Origin of the sequence: Algoriphagus jejuensis, from assembly GCF_039523455.1 — a bacterium.
GTDB classification, from domain to species: Bacteria; Bacteroidota; Bacteroidia; order Cytophagales; family Cyclobacteriaceae; genus Algoriphagus; species Algoriphagus jejuensis.
This window is the reverse complement of the sequence record NZ_BAAAFI010000013.1, coordinates 13059-38037: the sequence shown is the minus strand read 5'-3', so window position 1 is coordinate 38037 and position 24979 is coordinate 13059. Positions and strand designations below refer to the sequence as shown.

The window sequence follows — 24979 nt, the reverse complement described above, 5'->3', positions numbered from 1 at the left end:
AGCAAAAACTAACTTGCCGGTTTTCCTCCTTTAAACTTAAACGACACAAACACCGCTACTATGCATGATCATCCGATAGTTGTATTCATGGCCCTACTGATCCTTGGATATGGACTTTTCTCCAAAAAAGCGGAAAACTCAATTATCACTGCACCGATGATTTTTGTGGTGATCGGTCTTTTGGTGAGCTTTTTTGATCTGGAGCTGCTCAGCGAAGGTCCCAAAGCAGACTTTGTGAAGCCACTGATGGAGTTCACATTGCTCCTGGTATTATTCATCGACGGGTCTACCATTGACTTAAAGAGCCTTAGGAAAGACCGGGCTTTGCCTTTCCGACTTTTGACCTTTGGACTGCCCCTGACGATGATAGCAGGGGCGGTGATCGCCATCCCCATGTTTCCGGAGGTTAGGCCACTAATCTTGATCATGATGGCCTTCATCCTCGCCCCGACAGACGCCGCTCTAGGTCAGGCCGTGGTGACCGGGGAGCAAGTGCCCCGCAGAATACGGCAAACCATCAATGTGGAAAGCGGATTAAACGACGGCATCGGCCTTCCTCCCATCCTGGTATGCATTGCCTTGCTGTCGGGTTCCGCCGGCGAGGGGTTTGACGGTCAATATTGGCTGACTTTTGTGGCCAAACAATTCATCTACGGCCCCGTGATAGGTGGAATAGTCGGCTGGGGCTGCGGCAAATTGGTAGAACTCGCCTTCAAAAAAGGCATGATGGCCAACGTCTATCAGATGCTCGCTTCTGTCTCTATCGCCGTACTTTCCTTCTGGTGCGCAGAATTCCTGGGAGGAAATGGATTCATCGCCGCCTACGTGGCGGGCATGTTACTAGGCGCACAAAATGAACACCTGCGCGAGCGAATGAAAGAATTTGGGGAGGCTGGCAGCCAAATCATGATCTTGTTTATCTTCCTGTTGGTCGGTATGATTCTCGTACCGATCTCCTATCAGTTTTGGGATTGGAGGTCTTTTGTCTATGCCATTCTTAGCCTGACTGTGATCCGCATGATTCCGGTGGCGATCAGCCTGTTCAGATCCGGACTCGATATGAAAACCATCTGGTTTATCGGCTGGTTTGGACCCAGAGGGATCGCGTCGGTCCTCTATATGTTGATGGCGATCATCGCGCTCGGAATAGAGGGATACGAAAAAATCATCAGCATCATTACCTTGACAGTGATCCTGAGCATCTTCCTCCACGGAGTGTCTGCTGTGCCGCTGTCAGGCATTTTCAAACGAAAATATTGACGTGTCTCACTAACAAACCCTGCCCTATTTACGTCCCACAAACAACCCGGCGTTATTCCGGCCTTCCTACTTCCACATGAAACCTGTCAAATGCAGCTACTTATGATCCGATCTTTCGCCTTGGCTATATTTCTTGGAGCGATGACATTTTCCCAGGTGCTCCTCGCCCAAAACCTCAAAAACCGCGTCAAACCTGGCAAAATGTACAATGCAGGAGATTCTATCTATGCACCTCGCTATGGTTTGAGTGCTAAAATCCCCCAGGGTTGGGTTGGAGTACTTCCCAGAGAAACCGAGGTTTTCTTACTCAATTCATCCAGCGGAACATTTGGCGAGATCTTCGTTTTCGGAAGGGAAAAGGTCGATCTGACCCAACTTGCAGAATCCTGGAAAGCCGGGGTAGATGTCTCAGAGACCGTGAGGTTAAGAGCGACCGATCCTACCATTGAGGGCGATTTGCTCTATTCCCATGCAGAGGCAGTGGGCAACTATCTGCCACCGAAAAACTACCGAGCCTTTGCCGCGACAAGATGTGGTGAAGCTTGCATTACCGTGCTTGCAATATCTGAAGAGGGAAATGCTGAACTTACTTCTCAGGCAGCGTTGGAAATGTTGAAAACGGCCATCTTGTCCACTCCAAAGGAGGTCGATCCTTACGAAGGATTTGATTGGCAAGGCTTCCTATCGGGAAAGCTTCTGATCTCCTATGAAGGATTCATCGGCGGCGCGCAGCAGACCAAAGTAAATCTCTGCGAAGGCGGCACTTTCCAAGCTCAGATCTCCAAAAAAGGCATGATGAAGGATTCCAATCCAGACTACAAAGGAGGGATGAAAGGAACCTGGGCTGTTGAAGGCAAAGCGGCTGAAGCAACTTTGACACTGACTTTTGACAAGGATAAAAAGGCACCTTTTGTCGCGCAACTCAAATTTGTGAATGAAGAACTCTACGTGAACGGCGAGCGTCACTATGCCAGTCAAAGTGAGAAGTGCGATTGAAAAAGAGGCTAGACATTTGAATCAAGAAACAAGATTTTAGAGGCAAGAATCAAGATTTAGATGCAAGTATCAAGGATCAAGACACTAGACACAGTAACCTTGCCTGGTTTTGGTTGTCACGTTATGGTCTAGTGTAGGTTCAAAATTAAGGGTTTCATTTTGTAATGCGAATCTGATTTAAAGGGCGCTGGGAACTTTTATAAGCATCATGGAAATAGCGTCAAGATACCAAACGAGGTCAAACGAGACAAAAGTAAAAAGCCTTGAATGAGCGGCAGATTTATAGCATAGACTTTCGACTTCAGATTATGGATCATTTATCGATTGGTCGTTTTGGCCGGGAAAGCCTGAAAGGAGAAGAGGCATTTCGTAAAAAAACGGAGGAAATCACGGTTAAATGTATACACTCTAAACTTACGGAAAAACTCTATGAATACTTATACATATTTTAGTGAGCATTATGAATGTTTCGGCGAAGAAGATTTTAGACTTACTGGATACACATATATAGGAACCGAGCAAGATATAATAAATAACGAAGATATATACTTCGACATGGAGACACAAAATGGCTTAGTGTTTATCTTTGAAAAAATGACGATAAATTATCCATTTCCAGAAACAATTTTTAAACCGAAATATGTTAAGTTTGATAGTTGTTATATTTGTGGAAAATTTGGAAATTTTAAAGATGCTGATATTGTGTTTTCAAAATGTGGATATAAATATCCAGAATTCTACAAAATAACTAACTCACACTTAAAATTCGAAGGAGGTGGAAGAAATTTAGATTTCAAGGAGATTAAAAACTCTACTATTGATATAAATTATAGTGACAGTAATAACTCTTTTATTAACTTTACAAATATATTGAAATGTAAAATAGAAATATACTCAAACGAATCTGAAAAAAACAGTGCTAGTATAGTAATTGACTCCTCCAAACTGGATGTGCTAGATATACATGATGCAAAATTAGAAAAAATAACCTATTCAAATTCTAAAATAACTGACCTCAGAATTTCATCATGCTTGGGGAATGATTTATATCTTATTGATGTAAATAATTCTAAGGATTTAAATCTGAGTTTTTTGTTTTTAAATAATAATTTGTTTAATCAATTAGTCATTCGAAGCAATTCTAATAAAAGTAAATTCAAATTAAAAATTCTATCTTTAGTTAATTCTAAAAATATTATTATTCAAAATTGCAATATAAATTCATTTAAAATAGGAATTGGTGTTAACAGGGAAATTAATATCATAGGGTGTATGGCTAGGGAAATTACATTTGAAAATTTTACATGCTTAGAGAATATCAATTTTGATTTGTTCGAGCTAATAGATGAATGTAAATTCATTATTAGGAAATCGTCATTAAATAACATAAAAATGCGTCCGTCATTCCTACATCAAATAAAACACTTTGAATGCAAGGATAGTACTATAAACAGTCTTGAACTATTTAATTTTAAATTCTTAGGCACTGACATACTTGATAAATCCCCTACTCTAATTGACGATAAACTAAACTTTGTATCAGAACTAGCTTTGGTTTTAAAAAAGCAAGATAATACTTATTACTCTAAAGTTTACAAATCCTATGAGCTTGAACTTAGAAAACAACAAAACGATAGTTTATTTACTTTTATTGATAAATTAATTATAAATCTAAATTTCTGGTCTAGTGCTCATGGTACAATGCCTCAAAAAGCTCTGTGCTGGATACTTTTAATGATAGTATTGATGTTTGGTTTCATCAATCTCGACTTAGCGTTAAAAACTAATATACCCTATGAAGCTGGTTTTGATTTCCTTTCACAGAATTATTCCTATTTTATAAAACCAATAACATTCCTATCAGAAGTAGAATCAAATTATAAAATATTTAGCAGTGAAAATCTGACTATTGAATTTAGTCCTTGGTTGAAAGGATTAGATTTTGCATACAAGATTATTTACGCTTTTTTGTTGTATCAGTTTATAGCCGCTTTTAGAAAATTCAACAAATAGTATTTTGTTTTATCTCTCCAAAATCAATAGTATTGTTGCCTTTTAATATTTATTCAAGTTTATCCTTTTTTACAAAATGACCGACAATTGGGTGAGCTTACAGTATCAGTCGGTAGAGTATGAGTTGAGAACCAAGAAGCTAGAGTTTTGACCTTGCCTGGTTTTGATTATCACAATTCTGTCTAGTATCGTTTTAATATCAAGGATTTCATTTTATCTTTTTTCTTGGCTATTGTGGGTTTCAGTTTCAGGATAAATGAAACAACACTCATGGTTTAGAGAAGTTTTCTGAACTTGGCGGGGAGGGGAGTTGAAACGGAAGATTAAAAAATGAAGCAAGAAGTAAATCATAATTCAATTCAACCGGGATCTCAAGTCCCGGTTTTTTCATTTTAGCAGAAAAAAATCACTCTTCGCGGAAAAAATATTTCTGAAGGACTTTCCCAAAAATTAAGATTAGGCGACTCCTTTTCGTAATCTAATTTTAAGCTAGCAAAAGTATGTTTTCTAAAATTTATTTATAAAATCATTCATTTTTCAAATTTTTTAGATTAAGTAAAGACAATTTACAGGATTTATTTAAAATAAGAAAAGACAAAATCCAACATTGATAGATATTTTTATAAAACTGGCGTGATTTTGGAAATAGACCATGCAACCTTCTATCTCAAACTTTCATCTATTAAATCAAAGATTTTACAAAAGAATAAATCCAAAAACACCGTCATCCAAAAGCCTCTGACCAAGACAGCTTCATCTTTCACACTAAACCACAAAACACCATGAACACGCAGATTATCACACGATGGTTAGGAACCTTGGCCCTTGGAGTAGTTCTCCTCGCTGGCATCGTCGCACCGCAGCATGCGGATGCAAAAAATTACATGGGAGTGAGTTTTCAGGTCTTTTACGACGAGCTCTCGCCCTATGGTGACTGGGTGAAAGATGCCCGGTATGGATATATCTGGTTGCCAGCAGTTCGGCAGGATTTTCATCCCTACGGCTCGGATGGACACTGGGTCATGACCGAATACGGCAATACGTGGGTTTCCAACTACGATTGGGGATGGGCACCATTCCACTATGGTCGCTGGTATTTCGACGACTATTTCCAAAGCTGGGCATGGATTCCCGGCTATGACTGGGGCCCAGCTTGGGTCAACTGGAGAACAGGCGGAGGCTACTATGGTTGGGCCCCTTTAGGCCCTGGCGTGTCTATTAACGTGAGTGTGAATCTCCCAAGCTTTCACTGGGTATTTATCCCAAATCACCGAATCTATCATCAACACGCCTATCGCTACTACGCTCCATACAAGACCAAGGTGAAAGTGTATAACAACACCACGATCATCAACAATACCGTGGTGTACAATAATCACAATTACGTGGGGGGGCCAAAACGATCGGACGTCGAACGGGTAACGCGCAACCTTGTACCGGTTTACAGCATTCAGGCCAGTAAAGCCCCGGGCCGGGCTGCCATATCGAAAAACTCGGTCAACCTTTACCGTCCTGAAGTGCAGCAAAGTCGTGGAAGAACTACCGAGCTCAAACCCTCAAGAGTCTTGGATGCACAGACTACCAAAACCGAGAGATCCAGCCGGGAATTGACCCCAACTGCGCCGTCAAGAGTAAGCACTCCTGTCCAAAGCTCAAGTGGAAGGACTATCGACACTCCGTCCAGATCAAGCCAATCTTCAACGAAGCCTGCCACAAGACAAACTCCGAGCAGATCAGTGATCCCTTCGGGAAAAGAGGGAAGCAAAAACCCGACAGTAACACCTGCGCCTTCTCAATCTCAAAAAAGAGGTACAACGACAACTCCATCAGCTACTCAAAGTTTCGGAAGTCGGGAAGCAACCCCATCCAGATCAACTGAGGTGAGAAAAGAACCGTCAAGAACTCAGCAAAGCGCACCCTCCAGGGGAACCATTCGACAGTCGAGCCCTGCACAGGCTCCTGCCAGAGTGCAATCCTCTGAAGTAATGAGAAGCGAACCGGCAAAAACCCGAGTTTCTGAACCGACTAGATCTTCCGCGCCAGCGAGAACTTCAACTCCGGAGAAGAAAAGTACCACAGAAACGAAAGGAAGAACTTCAAGCTCCACTTCCGGCAGAACTTCTAGCAGCGGACGAAACAATTGATCCGTAAATTATGAATGCACAGCCCGATCGCGATTGATCGGGCTTTTTTTTCGCAGATATCCTTGGAGACAGCATGACCACCTCTGCCCCCTCCAAATCCCATTGAATAACAGTGGCGTATGAAAGAATTCTTTGCTTACCTTATTGAAATGGAAAAAGAAACAGCCAATTCCTCTCGAGAAATAGTCGATCAAAACTGCTGACTGTTACTTTGTGGACGCTGTTCTATTTTAGGTTTCAAAAAAAAAAGCTTTAGACACCGATCTGACTACCGACACACCTTTTTTAAGATGTTGAATCAACAAAGCCCAAAATTCAACCGGATCACTGGAAAAAGTTGATCGACCGAGCCAAAATGAATAGGATGAACGCCAAGCGACGCATTATCATGCTCAACTTAGATTCGGATCTATATGGAGCCAACAAAGTTTTTTTTCAAGTTGCCAAAGCGCTAAAGGAAGAGGGGCATGACATCCTGATCTTTCTGCCGGGAGACGGGCCGTTAGTTGAGCTTTTTAAGATTCATGGCTTTGCTTACCGATCTGTAAATTTGGCGGTAGTCCGAAGGAAATATTTCAATCTCTCCGGCCTCCTCAATCGCTCTCGCAGATTCATTAAAGCATATCGAGTTCTAAAGAACGAAGCCATAAATTGGCGTGCTGATACAATTTACACCAATACTATCTTAATCTGGGTTGGAATGGTGGTTGCCCGAAGCTTGAGGTTGCGGCATTTTTGGCATCTACACGAGATGTTGGGGAGGGGCATTCCCAAGCGAATCTTTGGCTTTTTTCTGGCAAAAAACAACGACACATTCATCTGTGTATCACAGGCAGTGATCGATTGCTGGCAACAGTATTTCAATCCAAAATGCACCTGTCGCCTACTTTTCAACGGCGTACCCAAACCAGAATTTACCGACACCCAAATTCTCAGAAAAGAACTTGCACTAGCGAAAGACACCCTTTTGATCGGGCTGATAGGAAGGATTAATTTCATCAAAGGGCAGCCTTACTTCATTGACATCGCGAAAGAAATCACCAAGACTCGCCAAAATGTTGAGTTTGTGATAGTCGGCGACCCCTACCCTGGCAATGAATACCTGGTTGATGAGCTAGCAAATCAAATCAAGGACTATGGTCTGACAAACGTCCATCTGCTGGGTTTTAGAAACGACATCGGAAACGTCCTTCAATCTCTGGACATAATGATGTTCCCCTCTGTTACAGACGACTCCTTTCCTTTGGTGGTGCTAGAAGGGATGCAAAGCAGTTTACCGATCGTCGCAACCCATCAAGGAGGTGTCAAAGAAATGATTGAGGAGGGAAAATCCGGTGTTTTCATACCTATCAACGACGCCAAAGTCGCTGCGGAAAAAATTCAGCCGCTTTTGGATGACAAAGAGAAAAGAAAACAAATGGGAGAATCTGCCTATGAGCGGGTGAATCAGTATTTTTCAGAAAAGACTTTCCGAGAAAATCTTATCCAAATTTTCAACTAACGAAATCTCTACTTCTTCTCCACCAAGCTCTTTTAGATTGTCTTAAATCTATACCCAAAAATAGAGTTAGTGTTTGGATATACGCTGTTGCTCAACTAGATTACATAGATCAAAACGTAAAACAGGTGAAGATAGCGATCGTCGGCGTACGTGGCATTCCAAACAATTATGGCGGAATGGAAACGCTAGCCGAGCACCTAGCTGAATTTTTATCCCAAAAGAATGACGTACAGATCTATTGCTCCTCCTATGACATGGACTCTAGGCTTGAGACGTATTTAGGTGCAAAGCTTATTTATATCCCAATCACCTCGCATGGAGGATTTGGGATTCTCTACGACAGTCTAGCGCTTCTGCATGCAGCGTTGACCTGCGACAAGATACTCCTATTGGGTGTGGGAGGCGGTTTTATGCTTTCTCTTTTAGGAAAAAAGAGAAAAGACACCGTAGTCAATATTGGTGGACTGGATTGGAAAAGAGACAAATGGTCAAAATTTGCCCAAAAAGTAATACTGAAATCCGAGCAACTCCTGGTGAAAAATGGCGGACAAATCGTCGCTGACAATATAGGAATCAAGGATTATGTCTATTTGACTTATCGTAGGAACGCACATTTCATTGCCTTTGGTGGCGACCAGGTAATGTGTCAACCTATCACAGCAGAAGCACTTAAGAGGTACCCATTTTTAGGGTCTCCCTATGCTTTTATAGTCACGCGAATACAAAAAGACAACAACATCGAAATGATGCTGGAAGCTTTTTCGGACAATCCCCCGATGCCTTTTGTGATCATCGGAAATTGGGAAGCGACTAGCTATGGAAGAAAATTGAAAGCCATCTATCAAAAGGTGAAATCCATTCATTTGATCAACCCGATCTATGATACCTATGAATTGGACTTATTGCGATCCAATTGCAAAATTTATGTCCATGGACATTCAGTGGGAGGCACCAACCCGACTTTGGTGGAAGCCATGAGTTTAGGGCTGCCGATTCTTGCTTTTGCAAATGGATTTAATGAATACAGCACTTTCCAGAAAGCAAAATACTTCAAAAACAGGGAGGAGTTGAAACAATTAGTTGCGCAACACGAAGGGCTAAATCTACAAGGTGTCGGCATGGACATGTTGGATTTGGCTAGAACACATTATCGCTGGGAAAAAGTAACGAGTGACTACGAACAGGTAATAAGAGGCGAACCTCAACGCGTTGATAGGGTATAAATGGAGCTTATACAATGAATATAAAAACGCTGGTAATTTCACCCCATATCGATGACGAGGTGCTTGGCTGCTACACCTTCCTTGGTCCAAAGACCTTTGTCTTGTATCTCGGAGTAGAAGACCGATCCTACATTACCGCATCGGAAAGAAAACAGGAGTTAGTAGAAGTATCGAAAAAATTAGGGTTTCAATATGAGGTGTTGGACTTCACGGTAAATGCCTACCAAGCGAATGCCCTGATCTCTCCGATCGAAGAAAAGATAAATCAGCTCAAGCCAGACTACATTTTGATCCCGGCCAACTCCTACAATCAAGACCACAGAGCCTGCCATGACGCGGCGATTACCGCCACCCGCACCCATGATCAGAATTTTTTTGTCAAAAATGTACTGATCTATGAGCAGCCTCAAAGCATACTGTGGCCCGTCGCGTCGTTTAATGCGCAGCTGTTTAAGCCTGTCGATATTCAGGACAAAATTCGCAGCTACCAATTGTATGAATCACAGGTAAGAGGCCACCGCTCACCGGAATTCCTCAGCACTTTGGCTGCCTTGAGGGGGAAGCAATCGAACATGGACTATGCGGAAGCATTTGAAGTTAGGCGAATGAGTTGAAGGATAAACATGCTTTTTACTTATAGCATACTACTCGAATAAATCGACTTTTCTCCAAACAGGAACCTATGAAAAACGGCAAGAAAAAAATACTCATATCTGGTGGACTGGGTTTTGTTGGCAAGCACTTGACCTGCTATCTACTCGAACAAGGCCACGAGTTAACCCTAGTGGACAATCTGAGCGGCAGTGACTGCGATACGAATAGAATTGAGGCTCTTAGACAGAAATGCCGGGTTTTTGTCATGAATTTCCTTGATTTCAAATCCACTGAAACATTTGACGAAGTCTATCACTTGGCCAGCCCAGTCGGTGCGATCGGCATCCTGAAAAGCAGCGGAAGAATCAGCAAAGAAATCGTTGACTTAGCGGTAAAAGCATCAGAAATCGCCCTTGAAAACAATGCGAAACTCATGTATATCTCTTCGTCAGAAGTCTACTACGCTTCAGAGGTTCAAGAGGAAGAAAGCAATATTCTGCTCACGATCCACCAAGGCGCCAGGATAGAATACGCCATGGGAAAGTATGCCGGAGAGATTTCAGTGCGAAACTTTGGACTGCACCAAGGCCTCAAATACAACATCTGCCGACCCTTCAATCTGATTGGCAAGGATCAGTCCTCAAAGTTGGGTTTTGTAGTCCCCAGATTCATCGAGTCCTGTAGGCAAAACACTTCTCTCGAAGTATTTCATGACGGACAGCAGGTCAGAAGCTTTTGCCACATCGACGACTTTTTGGAAGGACTCGTCTCCCTGCAAAACAGCGAGCTCGTAGGTGAAACAATTAACCTGGGCAACATCAAAAACAAGACAACCATCCTGGAATTGGCCTATTTAATCATCGAATTGACCGGCTCTACGGCTGCTATTTCATTCGTCAATCCTTCCCTTAAATATGGAAAACTGTACATGGAAGGGGGTGAAAAAATTGCCAACACGAAGAAAGCAAATTCTCTTCTAGGCTACGAACCGAAAATAGAGCTAAGAGAAGCGATACAAAAAATAATAAGTTAGTATGCAAGGGCTTTACATTTCATCGCCAACACCGTTCTCTGTGGTAAATTTCCACCGCGATCTTCCAAGCAAATGACCCAAATCAATAACTAGAAAAACCATGACCCAAAAACGAATACTCTTCACCGGCGGATCGGGAAAAGCAGGCAAACATGTAATCCCCTACCTACTCGACCAAGGCCATCGTGTGTTGAACGTGGACTTGACTCCTTTGGACTATCCTGGCGTGGACAACCTGACTGCGGATATTACTGACTCCGGACAGATGTTCAATGCAATGAGTATGTACGCCGGTTTTGACGAGATGGAACCCGGTACAGGCGTACCGAAATTCGACGCCGTGGTCCACTTTGCCGCTGTGCCCAGGATCTTGATCAAGCCGGACAATGAAACGTTTCGGGTCAACACCATCGGCACATACAATGTCATCGAAGCTGCCGTCAAACTGGGGATTAAGAAGATCATCATTGCCTCTTCGGAGACGACCTACGGCATCTGTTTTTCTGACGGGCAAACTGACCCCAAATCCCTGCCCCTAGATGAAGACTACGACGTCGACCCGATGGATAGCTATGGCTTGTCAAAGGTGGTGAATGAGCAGACGGCACGCAGTTTCCAGCGCCGAACTGGGGTGGATATCTATGCCCTTCGGATCGGGAACGTAATCGAGCCTCACGAATACGCAACACTCTTTCCCCATTACTTCAAAAATCCAGAAGTGCGCCGCAGGAATGCCTTCTGCTACATCGATGCGCGTGACCTGGGACAGATTGTTGATTTATGTTTGCAAAAAGACGACCTGGGGTTTCAGATCTTCAATGCCGGAAATGATCACAACGGTGCGATCATCCCAAGCAAAAAACTGGCGGAACGCTTTTTCCCTGGAGTGCCTTTCACCCGAGAATTAGAGGAACACGAAGCTTTGTTTTCGAACAAAAAAATCCGGGACGTCTTGGGTTTCAAGGAGGAGCATAGCTGGAGAAAGTATGTGAAAGCTCAATAGTCCTACCTAAAGACAAAAAGAAATAAACCTATGAGATTCTTCCTCCTCATCCTTCTCAACTTCCTATTCTTGGCCTGCTCATCAAAGCAGGAGTCCCAGAATTCGGGGCAAAACCTCGCGAGAAAAGACTCCACTTTCACCACACCGCTCGGCAAGACTTTTAAAATCCCCGCCCCTGCCGAAAAAACGCTAGCCCAATACAACGAGGCCAAAGCCACTTTTGAAGCCAATCCGGAAGATGTAGAGGCCTTGATTTGGTATGGGCGGCGCACCGCTTACCTCGGACAATACCGCCAAGCTATCGACATCTACTCGGAAGGCATCAGAAGATTTCCAGATGAAGCCCGACTCTACCGCCACAGGGGACACCGCTACATCAGTATTCGGAAGTACCAGGAAGCAATTGCTGATTTTGAAAAAGCCGCTCACTTAATCGAAGGGACTGACGATAAAATCGAGCCGGACGGTATGCCTAATGCGCAAAACATCCCTGTAAGTAGCCTCCACGGCAACATTTGGTACCATTTGGGCTTGGCTTACTATCTAACCCATCAGAACGAAAAAGCCTATGCTGCCTACCTGCGCTGCCGCGAGAGTGGCAATCACTATGACAACGTCGTATCCAGTACCCACTGGCTGTACATGATTCAGCAGCGCTTGGGCAATCCAGCCAAAGCAGATTCTTTGTTTGCGCCGATTAATGCCGACTCCACCGTGATCGAAAACCAAAGCTATGCAGATCTCTGTCGCCTGTATAAAGGTTGGCTTCCTGTGGATTCTTTGATTCAAAGTGGCCCCGGAAGCCCATCCAACGACGCTGTTCGATATGGGGTTGCCAATTGGCATTTGTACCATGGTGATACCCTCCGGGCTAAGCAAATGATGGAGGCATTGGTGGAGGAAAAGGCCTTTACCTCCTTTGGTTACCTTGCTGCAGAAAGTGATTTGATCCGGTTTTTTGGGAAAAAGTAAAGTATGCATTGACGTTTTTCTGCCAGTCAGCGAATTCTCTCGGCTTAATTGGCTGGAAGACTGGAGACAGAAGACCGAAGGCCCCATCCCTGATTGGACTTGGAAAATTATGCCACTGATGCATCTGTGGCATTTCAAATTCCTCTCCGATTTACGTTCCTGCAGTCAAATGAAAATATCCAGAGCGAATATCACTTAAACCTTTTCAAAATGCACAAGTCTTATTGCTAAATCCACCCCATGAAAGCTACTCGGTTTTTTTTAGCGCTCCTACTTCTCTCCTCGATCGCCTGCAACTCGGAGGAGCCCGCTGATCCCGACCAACCGATGTATTTCCCCTTGGCAACTGGTTCGGAATGGGAAACCACCTCTCTTTCCGATCTCGGATGGAATGAAACAGAGGTACCGGCCTTGCTGGATTTTTTGGAGGAAAAGAACTCCAAATCCTTCCTAATTCTAGTCAACGGCCGAATCGTCCTAGAAGAATACTTTGACGGACACTCCGCTACAGACACTTGGCAATGGAACAGTGCAGGAAAGACCCTGGTCGCTGCGACCACTGGAATCGCACAGCAGGAAGGCCTACTGGACATCAACGCTCAGGTATCTGAGTACTTTGGTATCGGCTGGACCAGTGAGCCGATTGAGAAAGAGAATTTGATCACGTCCAGGCACCTGCTCACCATGAGCTCCGGCATCAACGATGAAAACGAGTTCATCATCAAACCCTACCTGACCTACCCTGCCGATGCAGGCACGCGCTGGTCTTACCACAATGTCTTTCAAAAACTCATGGACGTGGTTTCTGCGGCCAGCGGACAGGAATTTGAACCGTATTTCAATTCCCGATTGAAATACAAGATTGGGATGGATGGGTTTTGGAACTTTGGACTCATCTTTAAAATATACCATAGCAGCACCCGCAGCATGGCGAGATTTGGACTGCTCGCGCTCAATGAAGGCAAGTGGAACGACGAGCAAGTGGTGGACGCAGAATTTTTCAAACAAAGTATCACCACTTCCCAAAACATCAATCCCGCCTATGGCTACCTGTGGTGGCTAAACGGCAAAAGCCAATTCATGCTTCCCGAATCACAAACCGTCTATCCGGGCCCCTTGATACCAAGTGCCCCCGCAGAAATGTTTGCTGCCATGGGTGCCGCAGATCAACGCCTCTACGTCATTCCCAGCAAAAAGCTGGTGATCATCCGAATGGGAGCTGCCTCCAACCCCTCAAATCCGAATTTTGCGGTTTCCGGGTTTGATGAAGCGCTTTGGAAGAAAATCAATGCGGTGATCAACTAGTCGATATCCGATTTCATTTTTGAAAATACCAAAACCTCAACGCTTTGAAGCGACAACACATGCTTGACTTGCGCCAAACCAATCGTTGTTTCTTAGGAATTGGACAGCTGCGGTCTTCGGTCTTTGATGACCTTTCTGTAGTAAGGCTGCCTTTTCTCCAATAAAAAATTTGTAACCTTCGTTCGGTAGAAATCATATCCAATCACTATCAGCAAAAAGACACACACGATGTAAAACACATTGTAAGCGATCGTGAGGTAGATGTATCCGGCGCAGATACCTCCGGCCAGATAGGAAGTCATGATTGTCAAAAGTAATTTCATCTTGTCCCGAAGTTCCGGCTTTTCCCGAAACTCTTTTTTGGTAAACATAGACGTCAAGATTCCCAGGTCTGTCGTAAGCCCTGTCAAGTGAGTGGTCTTCACAGCGGCATTGGAAATGGTAGCAGTCAGGCCATTTTGGATTCCCATCGCAAAAAGCATTAAACTCACCATCAGCTCGGTTTCCAGCAACGTCTCACGATAGAAATACTGAATGTACGTCCCGACTGCCAGTAGACAGCAAATCTCCAACACGATAGGCAGGGCATGCGCTAGGTAGGCCCGCTCTTTGTGAAAGTTGATCACAATGATATTGGAAGTGAAATTTCCCAGAAAAAACAAGCCGATCCATCCGAACACGACCAACGCCTGATACCAGTTGCCTTTCGAGATTTCTCCAGCCAGAATGGCAAAGTGCCCAGTTACATTGGAAGTGAAGGCGAAGAAGATAATCACCGAAATGACATTCACCATTCCGGCTGAAAAAGCAGTCAGAGCACCCAGCTGCACATTTTCCCTATTCGTTCGATTTCTGTATTTTCGGATCATTGGTAATTAGGTGTTGATTCTTTCGAAGGTCATCTTCACGATTCCCCTTACTTGCATATCAAAATTGAAATGCAAAACCATCCGATCTTCGCTAAGCTCCTGAATCTGGTAGTACTCTGTGGCATGGTCACCACGCTGGATTTGGAGAATATTCCCCCTTCCTTTGAGCTTCCATACCAGAGATTGGGTTGCACTTCTTCCACTCATCTCCAGAGTTTCCGTGTTTGCAAAATTCCAGATTTCAGCTTCATGAATGATCAGATTTGAGAGCAATTGGGCCTTGATATGATCGGTGACCCGGTAGTCAAAACTCCCATCGAGCAGACTGTCCCCCTTTTCGTATTCCCAGGACACTTCCCTCCACTCTCCCAGAATACTGAATTCCGGGCTAGGCTGGAGGGAAAGTAGGGTAAGGTAAAGCCCTGCCACCACCGCAAAAACAGTCGGATAGGTTAGGTTAGTCTTCATGGCGATGCGACCAAAAGTCAATGAGCGATCCGCCCGTGAGTGAAAAACATTGCGGAAAGTTGATCCTGATATTCCTTCTGCACGTCCAAAGAAAAGTCTTCCCACTTGACTTCGGTGATTTTCAACTTGCTTTTCCGGAAAAACGGAATCATGTCAAAGCTGTCGCTGTTTTTGAGTTTCAGTTTGTTGTTGACAGGGATGAACGCTTCGTCCACCCGGTTGGCTGAGGTATAATTTTCGAAAGCGGATTGATTGATCCCACTGAAAATATCCACCGTCATCCGTTCAATTTTATCCTCGAATTTGGCCAGTAGGAGCTTGCAACTCGCGTGAAATTCCGGAGTTTCTAATTTGTCGAGCACTTTTCGCTTGGAGTAAAACAACAGCTCGGTGATCGATGTGGATGCCATCAATCCGTGCAGTAAGATCAAATTGATTTTTTCATGATGTTCACAACTTTTCTGCATTGCGATCTTGGCAATATTGAGAGAAGTCACTGTGAAGTCGGTCGGAATTAGTATAGTGCGAGCCATGTTCCTTGTTTTTTTTGATTTAACAAGGGTAAAATTAGATCCGACTAATTAGAATGGCTTAAGGATCAGATTAGGATGTGATTAGAATCAGACTCGGGAGATTAAAATCACATTAGAGTACAAAGTTTCCTCTTGGCAGCTGTATTTGGACGGTCGTCCCTTCGCTGAGTACAGAGGAAATCCTAAGCTCTCCGTCGTGGATCCGAACGATGTTTCTGGCCAAGGGCAATCCAATACCATAGCCCTCGTAGTTTTTGGTATTACTAGCTCTGAAGTACGGATCAAAAATGTACTCCTTCTCATCGGGAGGAATCCCGATTCCACCGTCTTTGATGATAACCAAGATCAGATTGTCAACCACTCCAAGGGCGATATTGACGGCTTTTCCGTCCGAGTATTTGCAGGCATTCAGGACAATATTTGAGACAGCCAGATGGAGGAGCTTTTCATTTCCCAACACTTTGAGCAAAAGCGGATTTTCTGGAAGCAAACTGAAATCCAGCACAATCTTAGAGTTGGTTTGAATCTTCTCCACCGTCTCTTTGACATCCAACACAAGCTGATCCATCCGCACTTTGCCAAACTTCTGACGCTTGCCGTCGAATCCCGTCTGCGCAAGCAACAGCAAAGCTTGAGTCTTTTTCTGTAGTTTCTCGGCTTCTTCCAACATCGCCTTGATTGATTCGATATACTCCAGAGGTTCACGAAGTTTGGATAGAGTGACATCAGCCTCGCCGATGATCGAAGTCAGCGGGGTGTTCAACTCGTGCGAGGCATTGCTGATGAAGTTTTTTTGCGTTTCGAAAGAAGTCTCCAGCCTATTCAGCATGTCATTGAACGTCTGGGTCAGCTCACGTATCGAATCATTGCTGCTGGGAACCTCCAATCTCATGTGAAGATTCTCAGAGCCGATTTTCTTGGTCTTTTTGATGATGTTTTGGATGGGTTCGATGATCTTTCTCGAAAACATGATCGAAAACAAAACGATCAGCAAAGCCGCAATCGCGAGCGAGGTAAAAATCAGGTTTCGGAGGTACGCTAGGTGATGCGTTGAAAAGTAGTTTTCGGCGGAAATGATGACCAAGTGCTCCCTTCGATCTGGAGTCATGTAGAGTGTGCCGTAATAGAAGGTGTTTTGTTTGTTGTAGGTAGCGAGGCTGTCTACTAGAATCTCTTGGAGAAAAGAAGCCGAATAATCGGCCAAGCGCTCGTCTTGAAGCACATCTCCCCGATCAATATTTTCTAAAATCACATGGTTTTCATTGGGCAAGGTCTCCAGATAGTCCTGCCTTAGCTGCTGCACAGCATTTCCGTCTTTCTGCTGCTCTAGCTCTATCTTTGCAGTAGCTATGGCTCTTATTTCCAGTCTTTTGTAGAAATCAGCAAAGGAAAATCGAGAGATGGAATAGTAGATAAAACCGCTAAATAACAGCGTATACCCCAAAAAAGCGGTTAGTAGGATGTAGACTATTTTATTCTGCAGCTTCATTAGTCGTCTTTGAGGACATAGCCCATCCCGATCACCGTATGGATGAGTTTTTGATCACCATATTTATCCAGTTTTTTGCGGATATAATTGACGTATACATCCACCACGTTAGTTCCCATATCGAAATTTACGCCCCAGACTTGATCGAGTATCTCAATCCTTGAGAGCACTCTGCGAGGTGATTTCATAAACATCAGCAGCAGGCGAAATTCCGTCGAGGTAAGCGAAATTTCGTTCCCATCTCGCAGCAAGGTTTTCTCCGTATCGTCGAGAACAAGGTCTGCAAAGCGATAGATCTCGTGATCTACTTTGAGATTTTCCTCATTTTTCCCCCTTCTCCTCATAAGTGTCTTGATGCGGGCTAGCAATTCTATAAACTTGAAAGGCTTCACCAAGTAATCGTCGGCCCCCGAATCGAGCCCGATGACCACGTTTTCGGTGCTTCCCATAGCAGTAAGAAAGAGGATCGGCACCTCGCTGTCTTCCACGCGCACCTGCCGGCAGACTTCGAGCCCGTTTAGTCCAGGCAACATAATATCCAAGATCAGCAGGTCAAAGGACGTACTGAGCGCAAGCTGCAAGCCGATGTGCCCATCCATAGCCACCGTCACTTCAAAGCCATTTTCTGTCAGTCCTTTGTTGATAAAGCTACAGACTCGGAAATCGTCTTCTACCAGGAGAATCTTTTTCAACAGCATTTACTTTGAGTTCAAAAATTAAAGTCAAGGCAACTTGTAGGCTTGGCGGGCGAGCAGCTTCCAGCTTCCCTTTTCTTTTTGCCAAACCAGCAAAACTCCGATCTTGATCGAATTGGCCTTGCCTCCATCCAATACGTCTGCCACCAGATTGTGTCTGACGAGGGCAACATTTTTTTTCACTTGGATCGTTTGGTCTTCAAACGAGACGGATACAAAATCCGAAACTCCGCTCACCAAAGCTTCGATGAACTGGGCTTGATTTTCGACCTTCCCACTCGAATGTCCATAACTCAGATCCACCGAACTGATCGCCTCAAGATTGGCGACAGTCGGGTCGATCAGCGCCAGCCGAAGGTCATTTACTTTGGCTTCCACCTCTTTTTCAACTTGCGCAAAAGAAAAAGTATAACTCAGAAGCAAACCTAATGTTAGGATAGATTTAATTAAGCTCATCGAAATTGGATTTATAGTTGTGGAATCGAAGATAGGAAAAATGAAATCTAGACTCTAGCAGAAAATGACGAGAGGAACGTCTAACGCACTCGGTTGATTCGCTTTCCAGCTGCAAAAATCAAGGACATCGCTTTAGTCTCAGGCTGTTTTCTCTAAGACTTCGGTCGACTGAAATCTATTTACCCATACAAAAGGCCCAAGCTTGATCGCTGGGGCCTCCTCGACGCAAAAATTGATTCTGGTCAGTTTTTATCCTTTTCTCACCCTCGGAATCACTTCCTCCCCGATCAGCGTGATGCTTTCCGAAAGTTGTTTATGGCTTAAGCCTGCACTGTCCATCTGGAAGGTAAAGCGATCTATCCCCCCCAAGGCTTCGCTGTGGCGAAGTATTTTCTCAGCGACTTCTTCGGGTTCACTGATCAGGTAGGCTCCATGCGTAGAGTTTTGCGCATCGAAACTTTCCCGAGTAATCGGACCCCAACCCCGCTCCCGACCGATCCGCGTCATCGCCAGCTGGTAGCCTGGAAAGTAAGTTTCTACCGCTTCCTCTCGGGTTTTAGCTACAAACCCAAAGGAATGCAGACCAACTTTTAGCTGATCGGGCGAAAACCCGGCTTTTGCGCCAGCTTCCCGATAGAGATCCACCAAGGGTCGGAATCGATGCGTCTCTCCGCCTATAACGGCGACCATCAGCGGAAGGCCCAGCGAACCGGCTCTTGCAAAGGAACCCGGCGTGCCCCCTACTCCCAACCAAATCGGGAGTTGTTTCTGAACCGGACGTGGGAAGATCTGCTGATTTTCCAAGGCAGGCCTGAACTTACCGGACCAAGTGACTTTCTCCTGCTCATTGATTTGGATCAGAAGCCCGAGCTTTTCTATGAAAAGCTTGTCATAGTCTTCCAATCGTAGACCAAAAAGCGGAAAGGCTTCAGTAAAAGATCCTCGACCCACAACCATCTCAGCTCGGCCATTTGAAACCAAGTCTAGAGTCGCAAACTGCTGAAACACCCGAACTGGATCCGCAGCGCTCAGCACGGTGACTGCACTGCTGAGTCGGATGTTTTTGGTCATTCCAGCCGCGGCGGCCAAGATGACCGAAGTCGCCGAGTCCAAGAACTCCTTGCGGTGATGCTCTCCGATAGAGAACACGTCCAGCCCCTTCTCATCCGCCAGTTTGATCCGATCCAAAAGCTCCCGCATCGCATTTGCTGCGGTGCCTACTGGGTTTCCGTCTCGATCGGTGACGAACGCCGCAAAACTATCAATTCCGATTTCCATCGATTTTCCTTTCTTTTTAAGTTAGAGGAAAAACTGAAAAGGGATGAAAATAATTCCGAGACCCCACCAGGCTCAAAACTTCTGGATCAGTCGGTAAATGTCGTCCTCCTGAACGTAACTGTTTCTGTCTATAGGAAGAGCCATCAACAAACCTTGTGAGGTGGGCCAAGGGAAAAAGCCCGTAAGCCTATAATCGCCGATCCGCTGTACTGGGCTAAACGCCTTGGATGTCATGTCCATTCGCAGGATGGGTAACCCATTGTTCAAAAAGAGCAGGTTGCCGTCCCAGAGGATCAGACTACCGCCGTGGTTAATCCATTCATTTGAGGTAGCGAATAGCTCGATTTGGCCGCCTATGCTATATCGGCTCACCTGGAGCGGACTCTGTGAAGAAAGAAAGTAGATGTGGTCTTGATATGGGATGAAACTTGCCGAAGACCTCAATGCATCCGGCACCTGCACCTGGCTCATGCTCCACTCGTTGGTAATCGGATCGTAAACCCTGAAATTCAAATAATTCCAAAGAATAACATACAGTTTCCCCTTGAAAAAGAAGGAATTGATCACAGAGGTATAGTCAAAAGGGAAATCAGCCAGTCGCTCCCATTGATTCGTATGCACATCCAATCGAAGAAAATCATGGTAAGGTGCCGTCCTGTCGGTCAGATACTTGAATCCCAGGCCATAGTACAAATACCTATCTCCCCCTGCCAACAATACCGGCGACGACCTGTACACATCGCCAGAGGGAGGAGGAGGCACACTCACGGGATTGCTCGCTCCAAGATCAAGCCGGCGAAAGGCGGTTTTTTCACTCTCGTCGTAGCCGAGCATCAGGAGCTTGTCTCCAACTGCCGTGATAATCTGCTCATTTCTCTTGGGGATATTTACTCCGGATTGAAACTTCTCCCAACTGGGCAGAACCTCCAAAGTCCTATCGTCGAGTTTCTGGGGGAACCATTGACTTACAAAAGAAGGGACATAGATCCCCGTAGGCGTATGCGGTACAATAAACTCGGCAACTTGCGGACTGACTTGGCTGTGAAACTGAAGCGGATGTCCATTTTCTTGCGTGTAGTTCAGCCAAATACTGTACTCGGTTTCATGTAATGGATGATTAAACTCCAATGTAACCTTGTCGCCGACATAGACCCTGCTTGGCCCCATCTGGATGACAGTCGGCACGATGGAGTGAATCTCAGTTGGAAAAAGGACGCTTTTCCCCCCAGAAGTCAATTTAAGCATCAGCGGCTGGCTTTCAGATGTGCTGATTGGCCTGATCAGTCTTATTCTCAGCTTGATCTCAGTGCGGTTGACGCTGTCAATGGAAACTTCATAATTATCCCCTCCATTCACAATCTCCAGCGAGTTGTTTTCCAGTTTGGAATTAAAATAATCGCCCTTGATCACCAGGGGAGAGTTTAGGTAGAATTCCGTACGACTGATTTCATGGATGACCGGAGGACGGACCCCTTGGCTGCTGAAAACCAAATTCTCCCCATACACCATCCTATTTCCAGACTTCACATACGGCCTGGCGACGTATTCTCTGCCAGCGAGCAAATCGTAGGAAATCCTGAACGAAATCAAAGAACTCTCTGGAGCACCGCTTTTCATGACCCGGTCAAACTTTCTATGACTCTCTGGATAGTCATTCTCATTGGCCGGGATGAACTCCACTCCGTGCTCACTGATCCCCATCCCACCATGCTTCAGTATTTCAAAATTCACCGTCACTCCCGTCTCATTTACATCACTTACGCTCACGCTCTCCAAAAAGGGATAATTGCGATCACTGATAAACTCCTCCTGCTCGCAGGCAAAAAGACAGACTAGCCCAACTACCAAAATCCAACTTACTCGCTTCATCTCCGATTAAAATTTATAGCCCAACTGAAAGGTCAAGCCCTGCACAAACTCATTTTCATCACCGCTAACCTTAAACTGGCGCAGTCCAAAAACCAGCCCCCGGTGCTTGGAAAGGTACCGCTCCACCCCTACCCCATAGGAAACTCCGGAAAAACTATCCGACATCTCGAAACTCTTGCGGGAAGTCACCACCTCCTCCAGCTCAAACTTCCCCTGGTATACGCCAAGCTTATCGTAGCTCGGAATCGCGTAGCTATAACCGACTTCCCCATAAAGTCTCCATTTGTTGGGCTCCAAATCAAAGTAATACCGCGCAGCGACTGGAACCTGCAACAGAGTAAAATCCAGGTATACGTCCGACTCCAGACGATTGACTCCCTGCTCATACACGAAAAAATCCTGGGCGTCAAACTGCGTCCAAGTCAGTCCCACGTTCAAAGACAGGTTCCTGCTAAAAGTCAAAAATGCCTCACCGTTCACTCCCAATGCAGGCGAGGACCCGGTGATCTTGATCTCCTCGCTCGAATCTGGCACCAGCAAGCCGACGGTCTGCCTGCTGTACCCCACAAAAGGGGTAAGCACAAAAATCCGGGAAAAAGTCCGTGGCTTTTCGATCGTATTGGCCGTTCGGGAGAGATACTCCAGCGAAAGATCATTCGGCTTCGTCAGCTCGATCAGGGGAACAAGCAGGGGATTGTCCAGGCTAGCCGCCAATGTCTCGCGATACGAGGTACCGAGCACTTCCATGCCGCTGGCGGTCTCCACATAGTACACGGGAGTTTCACCGTTGAGCTTCCACAGCGTCGCTTCCGGCACAGCGTGCCGCAGTTTTTCCAAAAACACCACCCTTTGTCCGCCCCCCTTGGGGATTTCCTTTCTAAAAAAATGCCGCTCTGAAATCCTAAACTCGGAAACCTCCTCGACAGAGAGCCTTTGAAACGCCTGTTTCTTGGATCGGGCAAAATAAATCACAGTGTTGTCCATCGCCGGAATATCTCTGACAACGCCCTGGCTGAGCGCCGTATCAGCGATCACGATGTAATCTTTTTTGAGAGGCACTTGCCCAAAGGACGGCAGGTATAGAAATAAGCCCAAGCCAAGAGTCAGGAGGAACTTACCAAACTGATCTTGCCATCGGAATGCAGAGATTTTCAAAATAGGGAAATTAGGGTGAACTGGATTCAAAATAACTAAAAAAACTAATTCCAATCCAAACTCAAACCACTGACACATATTAACACATTAGTAATCAGATGCTTTTAGTAAGATCCTCCCCTAGATCCAAAAATTGAAAAAATCCCAATGGGAAAATTACAGCCTGCTGGCTCAAGTAGCGCGCGCGGTGGACGGACCTCCCGATTATTCCGGCTACTTTTATCCCATGGAACAACAAATCCTCATCGATCTGGTAACCAAAAGAATGCCGTTTGGCAAGTACAAAGACCGATTGCTTTGCGATGTCCCTGAGCATTACTTGGTTTGGATGAAAGGAAAAGGCTTTCCCGAAGGCAAACTCGGTATGTGGCTAAACACGCTCTACGAGATCCGACTCAACGGGCTGGAAGACATCTTGGTGGAACTCAAAAAAAACTATCGGTAGGCAAAAAACTTCTCGGCGGGCATTTAGATGATTTCACTTTTTTTCCATTCTTGTGGAGTGAAGCATATCCAATCGCCATCCGGCGCTGGTTTTTATGGCCGTGGCACTTTCCAGCCATTGCACGTCTCGAATCACTTGCCCATCTCGGCTGATCGTTGCATAGTTGTGATACGCCACCCAGGCCCGATTCCCTGAGACGGTTGTTTTGATGAATTCAAAGCGATTGACCCGTGTAGCAGGATTTGGATTTTGCTTCGCTTTGGCGAAATACTCGAGAAGAATCTGCATGTCCCAGACTTCTCCTTGCTCTAGCAGGATAAAGTCCTCTGTGTAAAAATTGCCGATTTGAGCCGTGTCAAACTTCGAAAACAATTCATCAAAAGAGCCTTGGATTAACTGCTGGATCGCTTTTTCATCAGAGTTCTGCTGTGCTTGCGCGAAAAATGAAACGCTAAAAAAGAGGAGGATAAGGTATTTTCTCATCGTGGGAAAGGGTCAATTACTTTGCAATGATAGTTAGTTTCGATCAAGGCTTAATCAATTCCTCAAACAGGATATTGACCGATTCTCGGATCACTCGGTTGAAGCCCTCCTCATAGGTCGGATCACAACCGTTGCTGATGACGACGATTCCAAATTTCTCTTTCGGATCAAAGAACATCGCACTGTACAGCCCGTAGGCCGAACCCGTATGTCCGACCAGCTCATGGCCAGCGATGAGTTTATCGGTTTTCCATAGTGCCAATCCATAATTTTCCTCAGCTGAAAGTGGCGTTTGCATAAGCTCGGCGCTTGATTTTTTGAGAATTCTTTCTCCCCCAGCCTTGCCATAGTTCATATGCATGATCATATAACGCGCCAGGTCGGGAGCGGAGATCTTCATTCCTCCTGTCGGAGAAAAGATCGGCGTGCTGTAGCCGAATCGGTAATTGGCGATTTCTTCTTTTCGAGACGCGTAGGCCGCTGGAGAAAGCGTGAATTTCGATGAATCGGAATCGTACGCATAGATCAACGCAAAGCTCGAAGCATCGAGTTCGTCGATATTGTAGCCGCCATAGAGCCCCAGCGGAGCCAAAATATGTCCTCTGACATATTGGTCGAAGCGCTCTCCAGAATACTTCTCTATGATCGCTCCGGTCATGTTGTAGGCCAGATTACAATATTGATAGCCGGTACCGGGAGCGTAGTCATTGTAGCCTTTTTCCCAATTGGGATTCTGAGCTGGGTTGATCGCATCGAGGGTAAAATACCCTTCCGAGTCGTTGAGGCTTGACGTGTGCGAAAGCAGCATCCTCAGAGTAATGACCGTATCCGGAAATTTGGGATTTCTGACTGGGTAACCGATCAAGTCGCTGACATCATCGTCCAGACTCAGCTCCTTTTCTTCAATCAACTGCATCACAGAGGTGGCAGAAAAAGACTTGGAGATCGATGCGATGCGAAAAATGTCCGAGGTACTCAAGGTCACTTTCCCTTCCTCTTTCCAGCCAAAGGCTTTTTCGTAAATAAGATCTCCATCCCGGACCACTGCCACGGAGAGCCCCATCACCGGGGTAGATTCCATCAGTGACTTGATTTGCGTTTCGACTGGATCTTGGGCCTGGAGTTGAAGTCCAAAAAACAGTAGAAAAAAGAGGAAAAAGGAGCATTTCATAATCGTCTAATTTATCGGTTGCTA

The 24979-nt window shown here is 45.3% G+C and carries 23 protein-coding genes; 12 read left to right on the top strand and 11 right to left on the bottom strand.

Annotated elements, in window-relative coordinates:
• Positions 1-60 precede the first annotated feature (60 nt).
• The 11 genes from ABD031_RS12495 to ABD031_RS12445 all read left to right on the top strand — a co-directional run bounded on the left by ABD031_RS12495 (position 61) and on the right by ABD031_RS12445 (position 14044).
• Complete coding sequence (locus tag ABD031_RS12495; protein ID WP_343851930.1) at positions 61-1260, top strand: cation:proton antiporter; 1200 nt, start codon at positions 61-63, stop codon at positions 1258-1260.
• Positions 1261-1350: 90 nt separating this feature from the next.
• Positions 1351-2256, top strand: a complete 906-nt coding sequence (locus ABD031_RS12490) for a hypothetical protein (protein ID WP_343851928.1) — start codon at positions 1351-1353, stop codon at positions 2254-2256.
• A 429-nt stretch (positions 2257-2685) separates the two neighbouring features.
• Positions 2686-4269, top strand: a complete 1584-nt coding sequence (locus tag ABD031_RS12485) for a hypothetical protein (protein WP_343851926.1) — start codon at positions 2686-2688, stop codon at positions 4267-4269.
• A gap of 782 nt (positions 4270-5051) precedes the next feature.
• Positions 5052-6413 carry a DUF6600 domain-containing protein gene (locus ABD031_RS12480; protein ID WP_343851924.1) on the top strand — a complete coding sequence of 454 codons (1362 nt, stop codon included), beginning with the start codon at positions 5052-5054 and terminating at the stop codon, positions 6411-6413.
• Positions 6414-6777: 364 nt separating this feature from the next.
• Positions 6778-7914, top strand: coding sequence for a glycosyltransferase family 4 protein (locus ABD031_RS12475; RefSeq protein ID WP_343851922.1), 1137 nt, complete (start codon positions 6778-6780; stop codon positions 7912-7914).
• Between the two features lie 125 nt (positions 7915-8039).
• Positions 8040-9137, top strand: coding sequence for a DUF1972 domain-containing protein (locus ABD031_RS12470; protein ID WP_343851920.1), 1098 nt, complete (start codon positions 8040-8042; stop codon positions 9135-9137).
• A gap of 14 nt (positions 9138-9151) precedes the next feature.
• A complete protein-coding gene (locus ABD031_RS12465) occupies positions 9152-9751 on the top strand; it encodes a PIG-L deacetylase family protein (protein ID WP_343851918.1) in 600 nt (199 codons plus the stop codon).
• 68 nt (positions 9752-9819) lie between these two features.
• Complete coding sequence (locus tag ABD031_RS12460) at positions 9820-10764, top strand: NAD-dependent epimerase/dehydratase family protein (protein ID WP_343851916.1); 945 nt, start codon at positions 9820-9822, stop codon at positions 10762-10764.
• 100 nt (positions 10765-10864) lie between these two features.
• A complete protein-coding gene (locus ABD031_RS12455) occupies positions 10865-11767 on the top strand; it encodes an NAD-dependent epimerase/dehydratase family protein (protein ID WP_343851914.1) in 903 nt (300 codons plus the stop codon).
• A 30-nt stretch (positions 11768-11797) separates the two neighbouring features.
• Positions 11798-12739, top strand: a complete 942-nt coding sequence (locus tag ABD031_RS12450; RefSeq protein ID WP_343851912.1) for a tetratricopeptide repeat protein — start codon at positions 11798-11800, stop codon at positions 12737-12739.
• Positions 12740-12979: 240 nt separating this feature from the next.
• Positions 12980-14044 (top strand): serine hydrolase domain-containing protein, encoded by a 1065-nt coding sequence (locus ABD031_RS12445; RefSeq protein ID WP_343851911.1) that lies wholly within the window; start codon positions 12980-12982, stop codon positions 14042-14044.
• Between the two features lie 92 nt (positions 14045-14136).
• On the opposite strand, the gene ABD031_RS12440 is transcribed toward ABD031_RS12445, so the two are convergent.
• The 9 genes from ABD031_RS12440 to ABD031_RS12400 all read right to left on the bottom strand — a co-directional run bounded on the left by ABD031_RS12440 (position 14137) and on the right by ABD031_RS12400 (position 22856).
• Positions 14137-14913, bottom strand: a complete 777-nt coding sequence (locus ABD031_RS12440; RefSeq protein ID WP_343851909.1) for a YoaK family protein — start codon at positions 14911-14913, stop codon at positions 14137-14139.
• A gap of 6 nt (positions 14914-14919) precedes the next feature.
• The gene (locus tag ABD031_RS12435; protein ID WP_343851907.1) at positions 14920-15381 is read right to left on the bottom strand and encodes a hypothetical protein; all 462 of its coding nucleotides are present in this window, start codon (positions 15379-15381) and stop codon (positions 14920-14922) included.
• A 17-nt stretch (positions 15382-15398) separates the two neighbouring features.
• Positions 15399-15914, bottom strand: a complete 516-nt coding sequence (locus tag ABD031_RS12430) for a hypothetical protein (protein WP_343851905.1) — start codon at positions 15912-15914, stop codon at positions 15399-15401.
• Positions 15915-16026: 112 nt separating this feature from the next.
• Positions 16027-17403, bottom strand: a complete 1377-nt coding sequence (locus ABD031_RS12425) for an ATP-binding protein (RefSeq protein ID WP_343851903.1) — start codon at positions 17401-17403, stop codon at positions 16027-16029.
• Positions 17403-18095, bottom strand: coding sequence for a response regulator transcription factor (locus ABD031_RS12420; protein ID WP_425542753.1), 693 nt, complete (start codon positions 18093-18095; stop codon positions 17403-17405). The genes ABD031_RS12425 and ABD031_RS12420 overlap by 1 nt, the downstream gene beginning before the upstream one ends.
• Before the next feature lie 30 nt (positions 18096-18125).
• Positions 18126-18554, bottom strand: a complete 429-nt coding sequence (locus ABD031_RS12415; RefSeq protein WP_343851899.1) for a nuclear transport factor 2 family protein — start codon at positions 18552-18554, stop codon at positions 18126-18128.
• A 249-nt stretch (positions 18555-18803) separates the two neighbouring features.
• Positions 18804-19832 (bottom strand): LLM class flavin-dependent oxidoreductase, encoded by a 1029-nt coding sequence (locus tag ABD031_RS12410; protein WP_343851897.1) that lies wholly within the window; start codon positions 19830-19832, stop codon positions 18804-18806.
• A 72-nt stretch (positions 19833-19904) separates the two neighbouring features.
• Positions 19905-21701, bottom strand: a complete 1797-nt coding sequence (locus ABD031_RS12405) for a Kelch repeat-containing protein (RefSeq protein ID WP_343851895.1) — start codon at positions 21699-21701, stop codon at positions 19905-19907.
• Between the two features lie 6 nt (positions 21702-21707).
• Positions 21708-22856 (bottom strand): outer membrane beta-barrel protein, encoded by a 1149-nt coding sequence (locus ABD031_RS12400; protein ID WP_343851893.1) that lies wholly within the window; start codon positions 22854-22856, stop codon positions 21708-21710.
• A gap of 226 nt (positions 22857-23082) precedes the next feature.
• Here ABD031_RS12400 and ABD031_RS12395 point away from each other — a divergent pair, with 226 nt between their 5' ends.
• Positions 23083-23301, top strand: a complete 219-nt coding sequence (locus ABD031_RS12395) for a DUF3820 family protein (RefSeq protein WP_343852090.1) — start codon at positions 23083-23085, stop codon at positions 23299-23301.
• Positions 23302-23334: 33 nt separating this feature from the next.
• On the opposite strand, the gene ABD031_RS12390 is transcribed toward ABD031_RS12395, so the two are convergent.
• On the bottom strand, positions 23335-23784 hold the full coding sequence (locus tag ABD031_RS12390) for a DUF4440 domain-containing protein (RefSeq protein WP_343851891.1): 450 nt from the start codon (positions 23782-23784) through the stop codon (positions 23335-23337).
• Between the two features lie 43 nt (positions 23785-23827).
• Positions 23828-24955 (bottom strand): serine hydrolase domain-containing protein, encoded by a 1128-nt coding sequence (locus tag ABD031_RS12385; RefSeq protein ID WP_343851890.1) that lies wholly within the window; start codon positions 24953-24955, stop codon positions 23828-23830.
• Positions 24956-24979 lie beyond the last annotated feature (24 nt).

Bases quoted from the DNA above. Each gene is read 5' to 3' on its own strand.
- ABD031_RS12495 (WP_343851930.1), top strand. From the start codon at position 61: ATGCATGATCATCCGATAGTTGTATTCATGGCCCTACTGATCCTTGGA.
- ABD031_RS12490 (WP_343851928.1), top strand. From the start codon at position 1,351: ATGCAGCTACTTATGATCCGATCTTTCGCCTTGGCTATATTTCTTGGA.
- ABD031_RS12485 (WP_343851926.1), top strand. From the start codon at position 2,686: ATGAATACTTATACATATTTTAGTGAGCATTATGAATGTTTCGGCGAA.
- ABD031_RS12480 (WP_343851924.1), top strand. From the start codon at position 5,052: ATGAACACGCAGATTATCACACGATGGTTAGGAACCTTGGCCCTTGGA.
- ABD031_RS12475 (WP_343851922.1), top strand. From the start codon at position 6,778: ATGAACGCCAAGCGACGCATTATCATGCTCAACTTAGATTCGGATCTA.
- ABD031_RS12465 (WP_343851918.1), top strand. From the start codon at position 9,152: ATGAATATAAAAACGCTGGTAATTTCACCCCATATCGATGACGAGGTG.
- ABD031_RS12460 (WP_343851916.1), top strand. From the start codon at position 9,820: ATGAAAAACGGCAAGAAAAAAATACTCATATCTGGTGGACTGGGTTTT.
- ABD031_RS12455 (WP_343851914.1), top strand. From the start codon at position 10,865: ATGACCCAAAAACGAATACTCTTCACCGGCGGATCGGGAAAAGCAGGC.
- ABD031_RS12450 (WP_343851912.1), top strand. From the start codon at position 11,798: ATGAGATTCTTCCTCCTCATCCTTCTCAACTTCCTATTCTTGGCCTGC.
- ABD031_RS12445 (WP_343851911.1), top strand. From the start codon at position 12,980: ATGAAAGCTACTCGGTTTTTTTTAGCGCTCCTACTTCTCTCCTCGATC.
- ABD031_RS12440 (WP_343851909.1), bottom strand. From the start codon at position 14,913: ATGATCCGAAAATACAGAAATCGAACGAATAGGGAAAATGTGCAGCTG.
- ABD031_RS12435 (WP_343851907.1), bottom strand. From the start codon at position 15,381: ATGAAGACTAACCTAACCTATCCGACTGTTTTTGCGGTGGTGGCAGGG.
- ABD031_RS12430 (WP_343851905.1), bottom strand. From the start codon at position 15,914: ATGGCTCGCACTATACTAATTCCGACCGACTTCACAGTGACTTCTCTC.
- ABD031_RS12425 (WP_343851903.1), bottom strand. From the start codon at position 17,403: ATGAAGCTGCAGAATAAAATAGTCTACATCCTACTAACCGCTTTTTTG.
- ABD031_RS12415 (WP_343851899.1), bottom strand. From the start codon at position 18,554: ATGAGCTTAATTAAATCTATCCTAACATTAGGTTTGCTTCTGAGTTAT.
- ABD031_RS12410 (WP_343851897.1), bottom strand. From the start codon at position 19,832: ATGGAAATCGGAATTGATAGTTTTGCGGCGTTCGTCACCGATCGAGAC.
- ABD031_RS12405 (WP_343851895.1), bottom strand. From the start codon at position 21,701: ATGAAGCGAGTAAGTTGGATTTTGGTAGTTGGGCTAGTCTGTCTTTTT.
- ABD031_RS12395 (WP_343852090.1), top strand. From the start codon at position 23,083: ATGGAACAACAAATCCTCATCGATCTGGTAACCAAAAGAATGCCGTTT.
- ABD031_RS12390 (WP_343851891.1), bottom strand. From the start codon at position 23,784: ATGAGAAAATACCTTATCCTCCTCTTTTTTAGCGTTTCATTTTTCGCG.
- ABD031_RS12385 (WP_343851890.1), bottom strand. From the start codon at position 24,955: ATGAAATGCTCCTTTTTCCTCTTTTTTCTACTGTTTTTTGGACTTCAA.